The 18,959-nt window shown below is 66.4% G+C and carries 19 protein-coding genes; 7 read left to right on the top strand and 12 right to left on the bottom strand.

The window, feature by feature from the left end; genetic code table 11:
- Positions 1–5: 5 nt before the first annotated feature.
- Positions 6–1,613, bottom strand: coding sequence for a carboxyl transferase domain-containing protein (locus PV768_RS08380; RefSeq protein WP_157238616.1), 1,608 nt, complete (start codon positions 1,611–1,613; stop codon positions 6–8).
- Between the two features lie 211 nt (positions 1,614–1,824).
- On the opposite strand from PV768_RS08380, the gene PV768_RS08375 reads away from it, so the two are divergent.
- Positions 1,825–2,508, top strand: a complete 684-nt coding sequence (locus tag PV768_RS08375) for a TetR/AcrR family transcriptional regulator (RefSeq protein ID WP_421092829.1) — start codon at positions 1,825–1,827, stop codon at positions 2,506–2,508.
- A gap of 46 nt (positions 2,509–2,554) precedes the next feature.
- On the opposite strand, the gene PV768_RS08370 is transcribed toward PV768_RS08375, so the two are convergent.
- The 3 genes from PV768_RS08370 to pdhA are packed head-to-tail and all read right to left on the bottom strand — an operon-like array spanning position 2,555 to position 6,116.
- Positions 2,555–3,928 carry a dihydrolipoamide acetyltransferase family protein gene (locus tag PV768_RS08370; RefSeq protein ID WP_421092783.1) on the bottom strand — a complete coding sequence of 458 codons (1,374 nt, stop codon included), beginning with the start codon at positions 3,926–3,928 and terminating at the stop codon, positions 2,555–2,557.
- Positions 3,929–3,936: 8 nt separating this feature from the next.
- The gene (locus PV768_RS08365) at positions 3,937–4,947 is read right to left on the bottom strand and encodes an alpha-ketoacid dehydrogenase subunit beta (RefSeq protein ID WP_421092782.1); all 1,011 of its coding nucleotides are present in this window, start codon (positions 4,945–4,947) and stop codon (positions 3,937–3,939) included.
- Complete coding sequence (gene pdhA / locus PV768_RS08360; RefSeq protein WP_321215828.1) at positions 4,947–6,116, bottom strand: pyruvate dehydrogenase (acetyl-transferring) E1 component subunit alpha; 1,170 nt, start codon at positions 6,114–6,116, stop codon at positions 4,947–4,949. The genes PV768_RS08365 and pdhA overlap by 1 nt, the downstream gene beginning before the upstream one ends.
- A 194-nt stretch (positions 6,117–6,310) precedes the next feature.
- Between pdhA and PV768_RS08355 the strand changes: the two genes are divergently transcribed.
- Both PV768_RS08355 and PV768_RS08350 read left to right on the top strand, forming a co-directional pair.
- Complete coding sequence (locus PV768_RS08355; protein ID WP_157238619.1) at positions 6,311–6,784, top strand: Lrp/AsnC family transcriptional regulator; 474 nt, start codon at positions 6,311–6,313, stop codon at positions 6,782–6,784.
- A 161-nt stretch (positions 6,785–6,945) separates the two neighbouring features.
- On the top strand, positions 6,946–7,503 hold the full coding sequence (locus PV768_RS08350) for a hypothetical protein (RefSeq protein ID WP_421092781.1): 558 nt from the start codon (positions 6,946–6,948) through the stop codon (positions 7,501–7,503).
- A gap of 116 nt (positions 7,504–7,619) precedes the next feature.
- On the opposite strand, the gene PV768_RS08345 is transcribed toward PV768_RS08350, so the two are convergent.
- Both PV768_RS08345 and PV768_RS08340 read right to left on the bottom strand, forming a co-directional pair.
- Positions 7,620–9,236, bottom strand: a complete 1,617-nt coding sequence (locus tag PV768_RS08345) for a cation acetate symporter (protein ID WP_421092780.1) — start codon at positions 9,234–9,236, stop codon at positions 7,620–7,622.
- Positions 9,233–9,613 (bottom strand): DUF485 domain-containing protein, encoded by a 381-nt coding sequence (locus tag PV768_RS08340; protein WP_321215826.1) that lies wholly within the window; start codon positions 9,611–9,613, stop codon positions 9,233–9,235. The genes PV768_RS08345 and PV768_RS08340 overlap by 4 nt, the downstream gene beginning before the upstream one ends.
- A 183-nt stretch (positions 9,614–9,796) precedes the next feature.
- Between PV768_RS08340 and PV768_RS08335 the strand changes: the two genes are divergently transcribed.
- The 4 genes from PV768_RS08335 to PV768_RS08320 all read left to right on the top strand — a co-directional run bounded on the left by PV768_RS08335 (position 9,797) and on the right by PV768_RS08320 (position 13,597).
- Positions 9,797–10,993, top strand: coding sequence for a sensor histidine kinase (locus PV768_RS08335; RefSeq protein ID WP_421092779.1), 1,197 nt, complete (start codon positions 9,797–9,799; stop codon positions 10,991–10,993).
- A gap of 66 nt (positions 10,994–11,059) precedes the next feature.
- The gene (locus PV768_RS08330; RefSeq protein ID WP_157238623.1) at positions 11,060–11,776 is read left to right on the top strand and encodes a LytR/AlgR family response regulator transcription factor; all 717 of its coding nucleotides are present in this window, start codon (positions 11,060–11,062) and stop codon (positions 11,774–11,776) included.
- Positions 11,773–12,123, top strand: coding sequence for a DUF485 domain-containing protein (locus PV768_RS08325; RefSeq protein ID WP_157238624.1), 351 nt, complete (start codon positions 11,773–11,775; stop codon positions 12,121–12,123). Before PV768_RS08330 ends, PV768_RS08325 begins: the two co-directional genes overlap by 4 nt.
- Before the next feature lie 7 nt (positions 12,124–12,130).
- On the top strand, positions 12,131–13,597 hold the full coding sequence (locus PV768_RS08320) for a cation acetate symporter (protein WP_321215823.1): 1,467 nt from the start codon (positions 12,131–12,133) through the stop codon (positions 13,595–13,597).
- A 32-nt stretch (positions 13,598–13,629) separates the two neighbouring features.
- Here PV768_RS08320 and PV768_RS08315 read toward each other — a convergent pair whose 3' ends face one another.
- The 6 genes from PV768_RS08315 to rpsB all read right to left on the bottom strand — a co-directional run bounded on the left by PV768_RS08315 (position 13,630) and on the right by rpsB (position 18,653).
- Positions 13,630–14,214, bottom strand: coding sequence for a DivIVA domain-containing protein (locus tag PV768_RS08315; protein WP_323057635.1), 585 nt, complete (start codon positions 14,212–14,214; stop codon positions 13,630–13,632).
- Positions 14,215–14,304: 90 nt separating this feature from the next.
- On the bottom strand, positions 14,305–15,228 hold the full coding sequence (locus PV768_RS08310; protein ID WP_157238625.1) for a phosphatidate cytidylyltransferase: 924 nt from the start codon (positions 15,226–15,228) through the stop codon (positions 14,305–14,307).
- Positions 15,228–15,785 carry a ribosome recycling factor gene (gene frr / locus PV768_RS08305; RefSeq protein WP_321215821.1) on the bottom strand — a complete coding sequence of 186 codons (558 nt, stop codon included), beginning with the start codon at positions 15,783–15,785 and terminating at the stop codon, positions 15,228–15,230. The genes PV768_RS08310 and frr overlap by 1 nt, the downstream gene beginning before the upstream one ends.
- A 129-nt stretch (positions 15,786–15,914) precedes the next feature.
- The gene (gene pyrH / locus PV768_RS08300) at positions 15,915–16,652 is read right to left on the bottom strand and encodes a UMP kinase (RefSeq protein ID WP_013600472.1); all 738 of its coding nucleotides are present in this window, start codon (positions 16,650–16,652) and stop codon (positions 15,915–15,917) included.
- Between the two features lie 141 nt (positions 16,653–16,793).
- Positions 16,794–17,630, bottom strand: coding sequence for a translation elongation factor Ts (gene tsf, locus PV768_RS08295; RefSeq protein WP_157238626.1), 837 nt, complete (start codon positions 17,628–17,630; stop codon positions 16,794–16,796).
- 129 nt (positions 17,631–17,759) lie between these two features.
- Positions 17,760–18,653 carry a 30S ribosomal protein S2 gene (rpsB, locus tag PV768_RS08290; RefSeq protein ID WP_157238627.1) on the bottom strand — a complete coding sequence of 298 codons (894 nt, stop codon included), beginning with the start codon at positions 18,651–18,653 and terminating at the stop codon, positions 17,760–17,762.
- Positions 18,654–18,959 lie beyond the last annotated feature (306 nt).

The raw sequence follows: 18,959 nt of genomic DNA, 5'->3' as shown, positions 1-18,959 counted from the left end.
CTGGCTCACATCCTGAAGAGGCCGAAGGAGGTTTCCGGCAGCGGCGTGCGGGACACGACGTCCAATGCCAGGCCCAGCACGGTGCGGGTGTCGGCTGGATCAATCACGCCGTCGTCCCAGAGGCGGGCGGTGGAGTAATACGGGCTGCCCTGGTCCTCGTACTGCTGGCGGATGGGCGCCTTGAAGGCCTCCTCGTCCTCGGCGGACCACTCCTGGCCCGCAGCCTCGTACTGGTCACGCTTTACGGTGGCCAGCACGCTTGAGGCCTGGTTGCCGCCCATCACCGAGATCCGGGCTGCCGGCCACATCCACAGGAACCGCGGCGAATAGGCGCGGCCGCACATGGAGTAGTTGCCGGCGCCGAAGGAACCGCCGATGACCACCGTCAGTTTAGGCACCCGGGCAGTAGCCACGGCCGTCACCATCTTGGCCCCGTTCTTGGCGATGCCGCCCTGTTCAGAGTCCTTGCCCACCATGAAGCCGGAGATGTTCTGCAGGAAAACGAGCGGGATGCCGCGCTGGTCGCAGAGCTCGATGAAGTGTGCGCCCTTGAGGGACGATTCGCTGAAGAGCACGCCGTTGTTCGCCACGATGCCCACCGGGTGCCCGTGCAGCCGGGCGAAGCCGGTCACCAGGGTGGTGCCGTATTCCCTCTTGAATTCATGGAACCGGCTGCCGTCCACCAGCCGGGCAATCACCTCGTGGACGTCGTACGGGGCGTTGACGTCCGTCGGCACGGCACCGTACAGCCCGTCAGGGTCTGCTGATGGTTCGACGGCGGCCTCCACCTCCCAGGCGGGCGGGGCCGGCGGCGGGAGGGTGGACACAATGTCCCGGATGATCTGCAGCGCGTGTTCGTCGTTTTCGGCCAGGTGGTCAGTCACGCCCGAGATCCTTGAGTGGACCTCTCCGCCGCCAAGCTCCTCCGGAGTGACGATCTCGCCGATCGCGGCCTTCACGAGCGGCGGCCCGCCAAGGAAGATGGTGCCCTGGTTCCGGACGATCACCGTTTCATCGCTCATGGCCGGCACGTAGGCGCCGCCGGCGGTGCAGGAGCCCATGACCGAGGCGATCTGGGGAACCTTGGCCGCGGACAGCCTCGCCTGGTTGTAGAAGATGCGGCCGAAGTGCTCCTTGTCCGGAAAGACCTCGTCCTGCTTCGGCAGGAACGCTCCGCCGGAATCCACCAGGTAGATACAGGGCAGCCGGTTTTCGAGGGCGATCTCCTGGGCCCTCAGGTGCTTCTTGACGGTCAGCGGATAGTACGTTCCGCCCTTGACCGTTGCGTCGTTCGAAATCACCAGCACGTGGCGGCCGTGGACCAGCCCGATGCCGGCGATGACGCCGGCGCCGGGGGCCTCGTCGTTGTACATTCCGTTGGCGGCCAGCGGGGCAATCTCAAGGAACGGGCTGCCCTCATCCAGCAGCTGGTCGATCCGCTCGCGCGGCAGCAGCTTCCCCCGGGCCACGTGGCGCTGCCGGGACTTCTCCGGCCCGCCCAGCGCAGCGTCCGCCAGCCTTTTCCGCAGGTCCTCCGCCAGCTCCAGCTGTGCTTCGCGGTTTGCCGCGAAGGCCCCGCCGGAAGGATCGAGCCGGGTGGCAAGGGTCTCCATTGACGCATCCTGTTCATCTTTGGACCGGCCGGCGAAAAGCCAACTCGGTTAGTACTGAGTAACTGAAATTCAGGTTAGTCTCGATTAACTGTGATGTCCAACACAGGGACTGCCTTGCTAGACTCTCCGGGTCCGAGGAGGAATCGTGCGAAGCACCGACGCGGCGCCGGCCGGCGAGCGCAGCAGTACAACCCAGCGCAGCAATACTGCGCTGCCCGGCAACACCCAGCAGCGCAGCGCCACCACCCAGCGCGGCAGTACAACGCAGCGGAGCAGTACAACGCAGCGGAGCAGGGCGAAGGAGAACCGCCGCCAGGCGCTGCTGTCCGCTGCCGCGTCACTCTTTGCCCTGCACGGCTTCAACCGGGTGTCCCTGGAGGACCTCGGTGCTGCCGCCGGCGTCAGTGGCCCGGCCGTGTACCGCCACTTTCCGGGCAAGCAGGCGGTACTGGCCGACCTGCTGGTCACTGTCAGCCAGGAACTGCTCGACGGCGGGCGCCGGGTGGTGGCGGACAATGCCGATCCCCTGGCCGCCCTGCGGGGACTGGTGGAGTTCCAGGTGGATTTTGCCCTCGGCAAGCCGGACGTCATCCGCGTCCAGGACAGGGACTTCAGCAGCCTGTCCGAACAGGACCAGGAGGCGGTGCGGATCCTCCAGCGCAGCTACGTGGAGGTCTGGGTGGACGTCCTCGCCAGGCTCCATCCCGCGACGGAGGGTTCAGAGCTCCGGATGAGGGCCCATGCCACGTTTGGCCTGATCAACTCCACCCCGCACTCGGTCCGCAGCCACGGCCGGAAGGTGGCCGCCGGAACCGCCCGTCCGCTGCTCGAGAGCATGGCGCTGGCTGCGCTGCTGGTGGACGCCACGTCCCACGAACGGCCCCGGACCGCATAAGCGGTGCCGGGCAGCAACGCTCAAGCGGGCCAGGGCCGTCCGTGACCTAGACCATCGTGAGGACCATGCCGGGGTCGGCCAGGATGGCACCCACATCGGCGAGGAAACGCGAACCCTGCTCACCATCCACCAGCCGGTGGTCGAAGGACAGGCTCAGGGACATCACCTGGCGCAGTGCAACTTCCCCGCGATGCTCCCAGGGCATCTTCCGCACGGCTCCAAGTGCCAGGATCGCCGCTTCCCCCGGGTTCAGGATCGGGGTGCCGGCGTCTATACCGAAGACGCCGATATTGGTGATGGAGATGGTGCCTCCGGACAGGTCCGCCGGCGAGGTCTTGCCGGCCCGGGCGGTTTCTGCGAGCGCTGTCAGTGCTTCTGCCAGCCGGGCCAGGGAGAGTGAGTCCGCGTCCTTGATGTTGGGCACCGTGAGGCCCCTCGGCGTGGCGGCCGCTATGCCGAGGTTGACGTAGTTGAAAGTGACGATCTCCTGGTTTTCCTCATCCCAGTGAGAGTTGAGCGACGGATTCCGCCGGAGCGCAATCAGCAGTGCCTTCGCCGCCAGGGTCAGCGGGGTCAGCTTGTATCCCGCGAATTCCCTGCCGTCCCGGAGCCTGGCCAGCAGCTCCATGGCGGGAGTGACGTCGATGGTCAGGAATTCCGTGGCATGCGGTGCAGTGAAAGCACTCTGCACCATGGCGGCGGCCGTGAGCTTCCGGACGCCCTTGATGGGGGTCCGGGATTCCCGTCCACCCGGATACGCCTGCCCTGCGGTCGGAGTGGCAGCCTCCTGGCCCGTGACAGCGCCTGCACCAACACCGGTGGACGTGCCCTCCACAAAGTGGTGCACGTCCTCGCGGGTAATCAGCCCCTGCGGACCGGTGCCGGCCACCGATGCCAGGTCCACCCCGAGGTCTTTCGCCAGCTTCCGGACCGGCGGCGTGGACCGGGGGCGCTCGGCCGCAGGTTCGCTTTGGACATGGCTTGTTTCGACAGGTTTGGGTTCAACAGGTTTGGTTTGGACACGGGTTGCCACATTCCCTGCCACCGGGAAGTTCCGCGGCCGCCGCGCGGGCCGGCCGGTGCTTTCGGGGACGGCGCCGTAGCCCACCAGGTTCGGTTCCCGCTTCGGCGCTTCAGGCGCGGCCTCCCGCGCTCCGCCCGAAGGTGCCTGCCCGGCGTCGTCCGCCACCTCGAAGGAGACGATAGGCTTGCCCACCTCCACGACGGTGCCCGGCTGTTCGTGCAGTTCCTTGACGACCCCGGCAAACGGGGACGGGAGCTCCACCACTGCCTTGGCCGTTTCAACTTCCGCAATCACCTGGTTCAGGCTGACGGTATCGCCCACTCCCACTTTCCAGCTGAGGATCTCCGATTCGGTGAGTCCCTCGCCCAGGTCCGGCAGCCGGAATTCCTTGATCATGGTGGCGCTCATCCTTCCAGCCCGCTGAGGGAGTTCGGCCGGCCAAGGGCACGGTCCACGCCGTCGAGGATTCGGTCCAGGCCTGGCAAATGGTGCATTTCAAGTTTGGAGTAGGGGTAGGGGATGTCGAACCCGGTGACGCGGACCGGCGGGGCTTCCAGGTAGTAGAAGCACCGCTCGGTAATGCTCGCTGCCACTTCTGCGCCCAGGCCGCCCGACTGCCCGGCCTCGTGGGTAACGACCAGGTGCCCGGTCCGGCGCACGGAGGCAACAACCGTGTCATAGTCCACCGGCGCCAGCGAGCGAAGGTCGATGACCTCGATTGAAATCCCTTCGTCGGCGGCCGCGGAGGCTGCATCGAGGGCGGTCTTGACCAGCGGGCCGTAGGCCACCAGCGTGACGTCGGTGCCAGTGGCCAGGACGCGTGCCCGGCCCATGGGCTCCGCGGCGGCAGGGTCCAGGGCCTCGTCAACCTCGCCTTTGTCGTGGTAGCGGCGCTTGGGTTCAAAGTAGAGCACGGGGTCGTCGCAGGAGATCGCCTGCTGGATCACGGTGTAGGCGTCCTGGGGATTGGCAACGGTCACCACGCGGAGGCCTGACGTGTGGGTGAAGTAGGCCTCCGGAGATTCGGAGTGGTGCTCGGGTGAGCCGATGCCCCCGCCGAACGGAATCCTGATGGTGATGGGCATCTTCACGGCCCCGCGGGTGCGGTAGTGGATCTTGGCAACCTGGCTGACGATCTGGTCGAATGCGGGGTAGACGAAACCGTCGAACTGGATTTCCACCACCGGGCGGTAGCCGCGGTAGGCCAGGCCGACGGCGGTGCCCACAATGGCCGATTCAGCCAGTGGCGTGTCAACCACCCGGTGCGTCCCGAAGTCCTTCTGCAGCCCGTCGGTAACCCGGAACACGCCGCCGAGGGTGCCGATGTCCTCGCCCAGGAGAACCACTTTGGGGTCGTTTTCGAGGGACTTCCGCAGGCCGGCATTGATGGCACGGGCAAAGGTCATCTGGGTCATCAGCGTGCACCTTCTTCTGAGACGGCCCCTGCGGGATCACCGAAGGAGGCCAGGTAGCGGGCATAGTGGTCCTGCTGCCGGTCCAGCCAGGAATTGGGTGTGCTGTAGACGTGCTTGAAGACGTCCAGGGGCTCCGGGTCCGGCATGGTGGTGCACCCCGTGCGCATCTCGTGCGCCACGGCGTCGGCCTTGTCCTTCACCTGCTGCTGCAGTTCTTCGGTGAGCAGGCCCTTCCGGTCCAAGAGGGCGGCAATCCGGCTGATCGGGTCCTTGGCAGCCCAGTCCTCGAGTTCGTTGGCGTCGCGGTAGCGCGTGGGGTCATCCGCCGTGGTGTGCGGGCCCATCCGGTAGCTGACCGCCTCGATGAAGGTTGGGCCGCCGCCGCGCCGTGCCCGGTCCAGGGCCACCCGGGTTGCCGCCATGACCGCCAGGACGTCGTTGCCGTCCACGCGCAGGCTGGGGATGCCGAACCCGGCAGCCCTGTCCGCGAGCTGGATGTGGGACTGGAGCCGGACAGGCTCGGAGATTGCCCAGTGGTTGTTGGTGCAGAAGAACACCACGGGCACCTGGAAGCTTGCGGCAAACACCATTGCCTCGTTGACGTCGCCTTCGCTGGTGGCGCCGTCGCCGAAATAGGTCACGGCCACGGAATCTGCGCCATCGTTCTGGATGCCCATGGCGTAGCCGGTGGCATGCAGGGTCTGGGCGCCGATGATGATCTGTGGGGTGGCCATGTTGACCGTGTAGGGATCCCAGCCCGAGGACGCGTTGCCGCGCCACACCCGCACGAGGTCCGTCAGGTCCACTCCGCGGCAGTAAGCCACCCCGTTCTCCCGGTAGCTGGAGAAGACGAAGTCGTCGCTGCGCAGCGCGCGGCCCGAACCGATCTGCGCCGCCTCCTGTCCCAGCAGCGGCGGCCACAACCCTAGCTCACCCTGCCTCTGCAGGGCCGTTGCCTCGACGTCGATGCGCCGGATGACGGTCATGTCCTCATAAAGGGAACACAATTGCTCGTCAGTGATGTCCCTGACCCAGTAGTCGAACTCCGGATGGCTGACCCGCTCGCCGGAAGGGGTGACCAACTGGACCAGGTCACGTCCCTGTCCATGGGGGTACCGGGCGCTGGTGGAGGCGGTGGAACCGCCCTGGCCCGTTTGGTCTGTAGACACGATAGCCCGCAATCTTCTCACGTGGTTGACCTGCGGTTTTGGGACTTGTGGTCCCGCTCGCCGCCGGCCGCCCGGGCGTCTTTGCCCCGGATATTGTGACCCTACTCACAATGCTCAGGAGGTACAACCACCGGCGCGATCATTGAGCAAAATGCTCTGCGGGGCGGCGCGGGACCGTGCTAACGTTGCGCATTATGCAAGCCCTGGATGGCACCGACACCCGCCTGCTCTCGGCCTTGGCCCAGGATCCCCGGAAGACGGTGGTGGCCCTGGCCCAGAAGCTTGGCCTGTCCCGCAATACCGTGCAGGCGCGCATGGCGCAGCTGGAAAAAAGGCACGTCTTCCTGTCCTTCGAGCGGCGGATAAACCCGGCCGCCCTGGGCTACCCGCTGATGGCTTTCATCTCCGTCCATGTCCAGCAGCAGCGGCTCGCCCAGTTGGCGAAGGAACTTGCAGCCATCCCCGAGATCCTTGAGGGCTATGGCCTGACGGGGTCGGCGGACCTGCTGCTCCGGGTGGTTGCACTGGACGCCGAGGACCTGTTCCGGATCAACGGGAAGATCCTGGCGTGCGCAGGCGTGGACAGGACTGACACGGCCCTGGCCATGGGCGAACTCATTCCCTTCCGCGTGCAGCCCCTGCTTGACCGTGGTTCAGAACGCGGCTAGCAGGCTGTCCCGAATCAACGGGAAGTACGACGGCGGGAGGCGGGCTGGAGTACGACGCCGGCGGCCCGCACTATAGGCTGGTGCCAGTTAATTGGCGGGGCCGGCACAGGATCCCCGCCACCGAGCGGTGCGCAGCACCACTTTTCCCGAAAGGCTCCATTTTGAGCACTCCTCAGGAACCGTACCAGCCGGGCGGTGCCGGCCTTGGGTCCCGGCAACTGCCGCAGCAGCCGCACTTCGGGCAGGACCCGGACGCCGCACCCTTCGGGCTCCCGGGACAGCCGCCGCCCAGGAACCGGCGGAAACTGTGGATCATTTTGGCCGGCGCCGGCGGCGTCCTGCTGCTGGTGGTCCTTGGGATCATCCTCCTGGTCAACATAGCGGGCAGCGCCACCAACCAGGCTCGCGGCCTGGCGGACGGCTTCACAAAGCTGGTGATCGCCGGGGACAGCTCCAAAGCCTACGACGAGTACCTCGACCCGGCATTGAAGGAGCAGCTGTCCAAGGAGGCGTTCATTTCCGGCATCAAAAGCCTGGAGATGGATGAGTCCTGCAAGCCGGCGTACAACGACCTTAAGGTCGGCACCGAGAACGGGACCAAGTCGGCAGACATCGTCGGACTCATCACCTGCGAGGGCAAAGAGGTGGACCTCACCTACCGCTTTGAAGGAGCCGACGAGCTCAAGATGACCAACATCAAACTCAGGCCCGCAGGCTAGCGGCTCCGGCAGGAACGGAGGAGCCTCCGTACCGGGAATGAATGTTCCCGGTACGGAGGCTCTTCGCTGCTTGTGCCCTAGGCCGGCGGTTGATGAAGGCCGGCGGCTGGCGCAGGTCAGTGGCTGGTGGCCTTTTCGGCCCCCACCCCTGTGAGGGAGCGGACTTCCATTTCGGCCTGCTTGGCGGTGTCCTCCCGGTTCTTGTCCAGGACGGTACCCAGCCAGCCCAGGAAGAACGCGAGCGGGATGGAGACGATGCCGGGGTTGCTCAGCGGGAAGAGCGCGAAGCTGGCGTCCTTGATCATCGAGGTGGCCGCACCGGAGACCACCGGCGAGAAGATGATCAGGACGATCGCGGAGCCCAGGCCGCCGTACATGCTCCAGACCGCACCCTGGGTGGTGAACCTGCGCCAGAACAGGGAGTAGATGATCGTGGGCAGGTTGGCGGAGGCGGCGACGGCGAACGCGAGCGCCACGAGGAACGCCACGTTCTGTCCGTTGGCGAGGATGCCGCCCAGGATGGCAAGGACGCCGATGACCACGACGGTGCGCCGGGCCACCTTCACCTCAGTGTCGGCGTCGGCCTTGCCCTTGGAGATGACGCTGGCGTAGATGTCATGGGCAAAGGAAGCCGCAGCCGTGATGGTCAGGCCGGCCACGACGGCGAGGATGGTGGCGAACGCCACGGCCGAGATGAAGCCCAGCAGCAGCGGTCCGCCGAGATAGAAGGCCAGGAGCGGGGCAGCCGAGTTCACGCCGCCCGGTGCGGTCTTGATGGTATCGGCACCCACCAGGGCAGCTGCACCGTAGCCCAGCACCAGGGTGAAGAGGTAGAAGAGGCCGATCAGCCAGATGGACCAGACCACGGACTTGCGGGCTTCCTTGGCCGTGGGGACCGTGTAGAAGCGCATGAGCACGTGCGGCAGGGCTGCAGTGCCCAGCACCAGGGCGAGGCCGAGTGACATGAAGTCCAGCTTGGAGGTCTCGGTCTTGCCGTACTGCAGGCCGGGGTTGAGGACGGCCGGGTTATTGGCTGTCTCCACTGCGGCGCCCAGGAGGCTGGAGAGGTTGAAGCCGTAGATTGCCAGCACCCACAGGGTCATCACGGCGGCGCCGGCAATGAGCAGGATGGCCTTGATGATCTGCACCCAGGTGGTGCCCTTCATGCCGCCGATCAGGACGTACATGATCATCAGGGCGCCGACGACAATGATCACCAGCGCCTGTCCGCCCCAGTCGCTGATGCCAAGGAGCAGGGAGATCAGGCTGCCTGCGCCTGCCATCTGGGCCAGGAGGTAGAAGAAGCAGACGGCGAGGGTGGAGATGGCGGCGGCGATGCGGACGGGCCGCTGCTTCAGCCGGAAGGACAGCACATCGGCCATGGTGAACTTGCCGGTGTTGCGCAGGAGCTCGGCCACGAGCAGGAGCGCCACGAGCCAGGCCACCAGGAAGCCGATGGAGTACATGAAGCCGTCATAGCCGTTGATGGCGATGGCGCCGGTGATGCCCAGGAACGAGGCCGCGGAGAGGTAGTCGCCCGCGATGGCGGTGCCGTTCTGCGAGCCGGTGAAGGACCGGCCGGCGGCGTAGTAGTCGGCGGCCGTCTTGTTGTTCCGGCTGGCGCGGAAGACGATCACCATGGTGACGGCCACGAACAGCCCGAAAATCCCCATGTTCAGCAGCGTGGTGTCCTTGAGGGCGGCCACGTCCACCGCGGTGGCGATGCCGATCATTTGTTAACTCCGCTCACTCGGTTCCCGTGCTTGTCGAATTCGTGACCCTCGATCTCGTCCCGGATCTCCTTCGCGATGGGGTCCAGCCGCCGGTTGGAGTAGCTGACGTACCAGCCGGTGATGGCGAACGTTGACACGAACTGGAGCAGGCCGAGGATCAGGCCCACGTTGATGTTGCCCCAGACCTTCGTGGACATGAAGTCCACGGCGTAGTCGGCGAGCAGGACGTATGCGAAGTACCACAGCAGGAATGCGACTGCCATGGGAAAGACAAAGCTGCGGTGACGCTTGCGCAGTTCCTTGAACTGCTCCGTCGACTGGACCTGCTCGAAGTCCACGGACGCCGCTGCGTCCGGAGTGTGGGCATCGTTACCCATCGTTCCTCCTCGTTGAGACTTGCCTGGACACACCCAACGGCAGGCCCCGGAAACGGGGCACCGCAAATGTGACTGCAATCACTCTGCTGCGTGCGGGGTGCCACAATCCAGACTTAGCCCGCAGGCGGTCGCTCAACGGTTGGGATGCTGCGACAAACGGCACCCGCGGCTACGCTGGGCACCATGCCGGACTCCCCCCTCCTGACTGCCGCAGCCGTGGCCGTCATCGCCATGGCCATCGCCGTCGTCGTCGGCGTGGGACTCAAGGTGCTCCGGTCCTTCCGGGACCTGGGCACCGACGCCGAGCGCGCCACCTACCACACGCTGCACGCCGCCTCCCAGGCGGGCCAGCACCTCCGCCGCGGGCTCAACCCCGCGGGCGCAGCCAAGGCCAGCCGCCAGCTGCGTGCCCTGCTGGGTTGCGACGCACTGGCGATCATGGACACCTCCGGCGTGCTGGCATGGGACGGTGCCGGTGAAGACCTCAAACCGCGGCTGATGGACCTTGCCGCCGGTGTCCTGGCGAGCGGCCGGACGGCCGTGCTCCCGGCCGGGGACGCCGGCCCCGCCACGGACACCACCGGGGGCCCGCTCGCTGCCGTGATCGCGCCGGTGCGGGCCGGCTCCCGGGTGGTGGGCGCCGTCGCAGCGTTCGCCCCGACCGCCGGCGCGGGACTTGTCCGGGCCACCAGCGAAGTGGCGGACTGGGTGGCGGTACAGGTGGAGCTCGCGGAGCTGGACGCCTCACGCACCCAGCTGATGGAGGCCGAAGTGCGGGCGCTGCGGGCCCAGATCAGCCCCCACTTCATCTACAACTCGCTCAACGCCATCGCGTCCTTCATCAATACGGATCCCGCCCGGGCCCGGGAGCTCGTGGTGGAGTTCGCCGACTTCACCCGCTATTCCTTCCGGCGGCACGGGGATTTCACCACGCTCGCCGAGGAGCTGCGCTGCATCGACCGGTACCTGCTCCTGGAACGGGCGCGGTTCGGCGAGCGCGTCCAGGTGAGCCTTCGCGTGGCGCCGGAGGTACTCAGCACCGTCATCCCGTTCCTGAGCCTGCAGCCGCTGGTTGAGAACGCCGTCCGGCACGGGCTCGAAGCCAAGGAGGGGCCCGGGCACATCAGCATCACGGCCAACGACGCCGGTGCCTTCGCCGAGGTGACCATTGAGGACGACGGCGTGGGCATGGACCCTGCCCAGCTCCAGTCCATGCTGGCCGGCCACACCGACGGCGAGCATGTGGGCCTGCGGAACGTCGATGCCCGCCTCCGCCAGGTCTACGGCAACGACCACGGGCTGGTGATCGAGACCGCCCCCGGAGAAGGAACCCTGATCACCATGCGGGTACCCAAGTCGCAGCCGGGCCACGATGCGTGACCGGCCCCGGCCCGTGCCGGCCACCTCCGGCGCCAGCCGCAGGCTCCGGAAAGCTACCCTAGGAGCATGATTAACGTCCTCGTCGTTGATGATGAGCTGCCCGCCGTTGAGGAACTGGCGTTCCTGCTGGGCAGAGACGAACGCGTTGGAACGGTCCTCCGGGCCACCTCCGGCAGCGAAGCCCTCCACGCCCTCTCCTCCGCCTCAGTCGACGCCGTCTTCCTGGACATCCATATGCCTGCGATGTCCGGGCTGGATATTGCCCGCGCCATCGCAGGGAGCAGCCGTCCGCCCGCCGTCGTGTTCGTGACGGCGGACGAGGACCACGCGCTCGACGCTTTTGAACTCGCTGCGGTGGATTACCTGCTCAAGCCGGTGCGGGCCGAGCGCCTGGCCCGCTGCGTGGGGCGCATCAGTGAACTGCGCGACGGCGGCGCCGCCCCTGAGATGATCACGGTTGACCAGGGCGGGACCACGCGGATGATCAGGCGCGACGACGTCACCTACGTCCAGGCGCAGGGCGACTATGCGCGCCTCCACACCGCCGAGGCCAGCTACCTGATCAGGGTTCCGCTGGCCGACCTTGAGCAGCAGTGGGCGGACGCCGGATTCATCCGGACGCACCGCTCCTACCTGGTGGCCCTGAAGCACGTGACCTCGATGAAGCTCGCGGCCGACGGTCCCAGCGTCACGGTGGCGGGCGCGGGCCTGCCGATCAGCAGGCGCCACCTGCCCACGGTACGGGAGAAGCTCGAGGCCACCCGGATCAGGCCCAATACATGACCAGGGTGCGCGTAACGGCGCCGCGGACTGCGGTGCGGCCGGCCAAGGAGACGCGGGAAGCCGCCCAGGACTCCGAAGTCGGACAAGTTTTCGTCAGGTCCCTGATCCGGTCCCAGCTGCGGCTGGCCCTGGTGGTGGCCGGAGGCTTCCTGGTGATCCTTGCCGCCTTCCCCCTGCTGCTCACGGCCGTCCCCGGGCTGGCCGAAACCCCGGTGGCCGGCATTCCGTTCGCCTGGCTCCTGCTGGGGGCCGGGATCTACCCGGTGATCGGGCTCAGCGCCTGGCTGTACATCCGGACGGCGGCCCGCAACGAGGCACGGTACCGGGACCTGGCCGAGGACCAGTGAGGGAACCGTGAACCCCGGCATCGCAATAGCTGCCCTGGTGGGTGTCTCCCTGGCCACCGCCGTCATCGGCTTCTACGGCCTGCGCATATCGCGGACCACGGGTGATTTCTACGTCGCCTCCCGCACGGTCCGGCCATGGTGGAACGCGTCCGCGATCGGCGGCGAATATCTGTCCGCTGCCAGCTTCCTGGGTGTCGCCGGGCTCATCCTGCTGTCCGGAACGGACGCGCTGTGGTTCCCTGTCGGGTACACGGCCGGGTACCTGATGCTGCTGCTCTTCGTGGCGGCGCCGCTGAGGCGGTCCGGCGCCTACACCATCCCCGACTTTACCGAGGCCAGGCTTGACTCCCGGCCGGTGCGGCAAGTCACCAGCCTGGTGGTGGTGCTGGTGGGCTGGCTGTACATCGTGCCCCAGCTCCACGGCGCCGCCCTCACCATCCGCATCACCACCGGGCTGCCGTCCTGGGTGGGGTCCGTTGCGGTGGTGATCGTGGTATGCCTCACCGTGGTGGCAGGCGGCATGCGCTCCATTACGTTCGTCCAGGCGTTCCAGTACTGGCTGAAGCTCACCGCGCTGGCCGTTCCCATCCTGTTCATCATCTTCGTGCTCGCGGACACCGGGGCGCCTGCCCTGGCTGCGCCTGCGGTCAATCCCACCGGCGTGGCTCCTGCCGGGCTGTACCAGAACGTGTCCTTGCTGGTGGCCCTGCTCTTTGGAACCCTGGGCCTGCCGCATGTGCTGGTGCGCTTCTACACCAACCCCGACGGCCAGTCCGCCCGCCGCACCACGCTGATCGTCCTGGGCCTGCTGTCCGTGTTCTACCTGTTTCCCACCGCCTACGGGCTCGTGGGGCGGATGTTCGCTCCCGGCCTGGCGCGCGCCGGCCAGGCGGACGCCATGGTGCTGCTGCTGCCGGGAGAACTCGTGGGCGGGACGGCGGGCGACCTGCTGTCCGCGCTGGTGGTGGCGGGTGCCTTCGCGGCCTTCCTTTCCACCACCTCGGGGCTGGTGGTTTCCCTGGCCGGCGTCATCAGCCAGGACGTCCTGGGCGCAGGCGTCGGCAGCTTCCGGCTCGCAGCCGTCATTTCGGCCGTTGTTCCCCTGGGCTTTGCGTTCATGACCGACTCCTCCGCCCTGGCAGGGAGCGTGGGGCTGGTCTTCGCCTTTACCGCCTCAACGGTGTGCCCAGTGCTGCTGCTGGGGATCTGGTGGCGGGGACTTACCGACGCCGGTGCCATCGCCGGCATGCTGACCGGCGGAGTCCTGTGCGGCGGGGCAATGGTCATCGGCGCCCTGGCCGGGGCAGCCAACACGCCCGGCTGGCTCGCCCAGCCGGCAGCGTGGACTGTTCCCGCGGCCTTCGCCGTGATGGTCATCGTGTCCCGCGCAACGGTGCAGCGGATCCCGGGAACCATGGCCAGGGTGATGACCCGGCTGCACACCCCGGAGCGCCCGCTCGCCACCGAGCGCTGAGCTCCCCTGCAGGCCGGCGGCTGGCCGGCGGCTCAGTCGATGGCAGCCATCAGCTCCACGACGCGGTCCAGGAACGCGTCCACCTGCGATTCCTCGTACCCGTCCCTGCCCACGGCCGGGCGGAACACGGCCCGGCGCACACTGTCCACGCTGAGGGGCTTGTCCTGCTCAAGGTAGGCAATCAGCTCGCGGCACAGCCGGTCGACGTCGGCCGTGTTGTAGCTGCGCGCTTTCTTCTTGGCGGGGCGGCGGAAGCGGTCGCCGTCGGGGCGGTGCAGCCGCCCGCGGAGGATGCCGGAAAGGTTTCCGATCTCGCGCAGCCAGGCCTCTTCGCCGCGGGCTGCGATCAGCTCGTCCCGCTCCCGGCGGGCGAAGGCGTCCTCAAGCCGGTCCAGCGCGGCATCCACCACCGCGGCCGAATACCCGCCTTTGACGGGATCGAAGGAGACAGCCCGGACGTCTGAACTGTTGATGGGCTGGGCCGCTGATTCCGGAGTCTCCAATGACACCCGGGCACGCTGCAGGAACTGGTCCACCTGTTTGGCGTTGTAGCCATACTCACCGCGCTTCACGCGTTCAAAGGATGCAGGGATCTGCCGATGAATGTCCAATGCCACTTTTGCTTCCTTCAATGCTCTTCAGCCGTAGTACTTCCGCACCAGCTTATTTGTGCCCGGGGGTGATCTGCCGTTCCGGCGGTGTTTGTGTCAGGCACCGGCCACCAGCCCGTAGAGGATGAACGCTGCCGGCGACGCAAAGACGATCGAGTCCAGCCTGTCCATGACTCCCCCGTGCCCGGGCAGGATGCTGCTCATGTCCTTGATGCCCAGTTCGCGCTTGACCATCGATTCAGCGAGGTCTCCGGCGGTGGAAGCGGCAACCAGGCCAACCGCCAGGACGATGCCCACCCACCAGGGTTTGTCGAGGACAAACAGGCAGGCAAGGATGCCGATGAGCATGGCCCCGCCGATGGACCCGGCGAATCCTTCCCAGGACTTCTTGGGGCTGATTTTGGGTGCCATGGGGTGCTTGCCCAGCGACGCCCCCACCAGGTAGCCGAAGGTGTCGTTGGAAACCACCAGCAGGAGCATCACTGCCACCTGCCAGGCGCCCTGGGGGATCGTCCCGCCCGGCCACAGCCCCAGCGGGGTGGCACCGCCGGCGGCGTGCAGCGGCAGCACGGCGAAGCTGATGAAGAACGGCACCCAGCCCAGTGTGAAGACGCCCGCGAAGATGCTGTTGGCCGAGCCGGCGGCGCTTTCGACGGATCGCCAGAGCAGCACCGCCACAGAGCTCAGCAGCATGGCGAACAGGAGGCTTTCTATGCCCCCGAGGTAGGCGGCAAAAGGCATGGCCACCGTACCGGTCATGACCGGCACGATGGGCATCCTGGTCCCGTTTGCCTCCAAGGCGCGGTAGATTTCCCAGACGCCGAAGATAGCGAAGGTGGTGGTTACCGCAACGAAGCCGAGCGGGAGCAGCAACAGGCCACCCAGCACGGCAAACAACATGGCCAGACCCACCACGACGGCGGCCGGAAGGTTACGTCCGGCCTTTGGCGTCGGGTTGCTCCTGGGCTGCTTCCCCCGTATGCGCGCCCTGGCTGCCGGGGCCTGATCTGCCTGGCCCATCAGACTTCGAGCAGCTCTGCTTCCTTGCGCTTGAGCAGCTCATCGATGCCGTCCACGTGGGCTTTGGTGAGGCTGTCCAGCTCCCTCTCGGCGCGGGTGCCCTCGTCCTCCCCTGCCTCGCCGTCCTTGACCAGCCTGTCCAGGGTTTCCTTGGCCTTGCGGCGGATGTTGCGGATGGACACCTTGGCGTCCTCGCCCTTGGTCTTGACGATCTTGACGTATTCCTTGCGGCGTTCCTTGGTCAGCTCCGGGATGGTGATCCGGATGACGTTGCCGTCGTTGGAGGGGTTGGCGCCCACCTCGGAATCGCTGAGGGCACGCTCGATGTCGCGCAGGGCCGTCTTGTCAAAGGGGGTGATGAGGATGGTGCGGGCGTCCGGGATGGCGAACGAGGCAAGCTGCTGCAGCGGCGTGGGCGAGCCGTAGTACTCCACCAGCACCTTGTTGTACAGGCCCGGGTTGGCGCGGCCGGTGCGGACGGAAGCGAAGTCTTCCTTGGCTACCTCTACTGCCTTGTCCATCTTCTCTTCGGCTTCGAGCAAGGTTTCTTCGATCACGGTCTCTCCTGAAGGTCCTGGTGCAGGCCGGGTGGCCGGGTCGCTGCACACAACGTGGTTCTCTGTTGCTGGTCCGTCCGTGCCCCTAAGGGCACGGACGGAACTGTCCTGAAAACATCCTAGCCGCAGCTAGGCGGTCACCAGGGTGCCCAGCTTTTCGCCGAGGATGGCGCGGGTGACGTTGCCTTCGCCTTCCATCCCAAAGACCACCATGGAAAGGTTGTTGTCCTTGCACATGGTCATGGCCGTCTGGTCCATGACCCGGATGTCCCGGCGGAGCGCATCGTCGTAGCTAAGGGTTTCCAGCCGCTCTGCTGTGGGGTCCTTCTTGGGGTCGGCGGTGTAGACGGCGTCCACACCGCTCTTGGCCATCAGGACGACGTCGGCGTGGACCTCGAGGGCCCGCTGCGCCGCGACGGTGTCGGTGGAGAAGTACGGCAGCCCGGCGCCGGCACCGAAAATGACCACGCGGCCCTTTTCCATGTGGCGGATGGCGCGGCGGGGAATGTAGGCCTCGGCGACCTGGCCCATGGTGATGGCGCTCTGGACGCGGGTTTCGACGCCGGCCTGTTCCAGGAAGTCCTGGAGGGCAAGGCAGTTCATCACGGTGCCGAGCATGCCCATGTAGTCGGCGCGGGAGCGGTCCATGCCGCTCTGGGAAAGTTCGGCGCCGCGGAAGAAGTTGCCGCCGCCCACGACGATGGCCACCTCCACCTGGGGCACGGCTGCGGCGATCTGCTTGGCGACGTCGCGGACGGTCTCCGGGTCAACGCCCAGCTTCCCGCCGCCAAAGACCTCGCCGGAGAGCTTCAGGAGGACCCGGCGTCGACTTTTCTCTGGCTGGATTACAGTGTTGACGGCTTCCATGATGCCTTCCCGTTGGTGAACTCTAAAAAGGTTATCCTGCTGCGCGGCCAAAGGTCCCATGCGGGCCTGTCCCGGACGGTGCCTTCCCCCGCGCATGCAAAAGGGGCGGCCACCGAAGTGGCCACCCCCTTGCAGTTTCGGCTAGGAGCCGACGCGGAAACGCGTGAACGCGGTTCCCTTGACACCGGCCTCAGCGAGGACCTGTGCCACGGACTTCTTGGCGTCCTTGGCGAATGCCTGGTCAACCAGGACCTCACCCTTATAGAAGCCGGTAACGCGGCCTTCCACGATCTTGGTGAGGGCGGCTTCGGGCTTGCCCTCGGCCTTGGCGGTTTCTTCGGCGATGCGGCGCTCGGACTCCACCAGGTCGGACGGAACGTCCTCGCGGGTCAGGTAGTTCGGGGCCATGGCAGCAATGTGGACTGCGACATCGTGGGCTGCGGTGGCAGCAGCTTCGCCTTCACCGTCAACAGCGAACAGCACGCCGACCTGGGCCGGCAGGTCCTTGGAGGTCTTGTGCAGGTAAGCGTCGACCGTTGCACCCTCGATGCGGGAGATGCGGCGGACAACAACCTTCTCGCCCAGGACGGCGCCTTCTTCGACGACGACCTCGGAGAGGGGCTTGCCGTCAACATCAGCGGCGAGCAGGGTCTCGAGGTCGGCAGCGCCGGACTCGACGGCAACAGCCAGGACCTTGTCCGCCAGCTGGATGAACTTGTCAGCCTTGGCAACGAAGTCGGTCTCGCAGTTGACCTCGATCATGACGCCGACGCCGTTGCTGACCTTTGCGGCCACCAGGCCTTCAGCGGTGGAGCGGCCTTCGCGCTTGGTGGCGCCCTTCAGGCCCTTGATGCGGATGATCTCGATGGCCTTCTCGGCGTCGCCGTTGGCCTCGTCAAGAGCCTTCTTGACGTCCATCATGCCGGCGCCGGTGCGCTCGCGCAGGGCCTTGATGTCCGCGGCAGTGTAGTTCGCCATGTGAACCCCTCTGTCTAGAAATTTGTTGTGGTGTACGGACCGACAGGACGGCAGCCCGTGGCGGGCCGCCATCCTGTCAGCAGCTCCGGCTGCCGCAGGACGGCGCCGGAAAATCCGGATCTACTTGTGTTACTTGGCTTCTTCGGAAGGAGCCGCAGCTTCCTCCGCCGGAGCAGCAGCTTCAGCAGCGGCGGGTGCGGCAGCTTCAGCGGCGGCGGGTGCGGCAGCTTCTTCTGCCGGCGCTGCAGCTTCGGCCTTGCTGCCTTCGAGGAGCTCGCGCTCCCACTCGGCCAGCGGCTCTTCCGGAGCTTCAGTAGCGCCCGTGCCACGGCTGTTGCGCGCGATGAGGCCTTCGGCAACGGCGTCTGCAACAACGCGGGTGAGGAGGTTGACGGAGCGGATGGCGTCGTCGTTGCCCGGGATCGGGAAGTCGACCTCATCCGGATCGCAGTTGGTGTCCAGGATGGCAACAACCGGGATGTTCAGCTTCTTGGCCTCGTCGACGGCGAGGTGTTCCTTCTTGGTGTCCACGATCCAGAGCACGGACGGTGCCTTGGTCAGGTTGCGGATACCGCCGAGGTTGGACTCCAGCTTGGTGAGTTCGCGCTTCAGGAGCAGCAGCTCCTTCTTGGTGTACGCGGAACCGGCGACGTCGTCGAAGTCGATCTCTTCGAGTTCCTTCATGCGCTGGATGCGCTTGGCGACCGTCTGGAAGTTGGTCAGCATGCCGCCGAGCCAGCGCTGGTTGACGTAGGGCTGGCCAACGCGGGTTGCCTGCTCGGCAATCGCTTCCTGGGCCTGCTTCTTGGTGCCGACGAAGAGGACGGTGCCGCCGTGGGCAACGGTGGCCTTCACGAACTCGTAGGCGCGGTCGATGTAGGACAGCGACTGCTGAAGGTCGATGATGTAGATGCCGTTGCGCTCGGTGAAGATGAAGCGCTTCATCTTCGGGTTCCAACGGCGGGTCTGGTGTCCAAAGTGGACGCCGCTGTCAAGCAGCTGGCGCATGGTTACGACGGGCATTCCGACGCTCCTTATTTTCCGGCAGGTCATTCATGAGAAAACCCGGAGGCTTCTTACCCTGCCAATAGTTGACGGTTGATTAGCGTGGCCCGGACGGGCCGTGCTCCTGGCATCCATCAGGCTTCCCATCGGGACCGGAGTCCCGACCGCAAGAGGCCTGATCCTCCGCCAGCTTGGCCTGGGCGTTGCTGATGGAGGGCTGGATGCGCGTAGTCAGCCGCCGCTCCCCCACACTCCTGAATGAGATGTGCCGACGCCGCACGGACAGGAACATATACCGTTGGAAGAACCACTGGATAGCCGCTG

Source organism: Pseudarthrobacter sp. CC4 (assembly GCF_048957775.1).
Lineage (GTDB): Bacteria > Actinomycetota > Actinomycetes > Actinomycetales > Micrococcaceae > Arthrobacter.
Note: the sequence above shows the minus strand (reverse complement) of the source record. Positions and strands in the feature narration are given on the sequence as shown.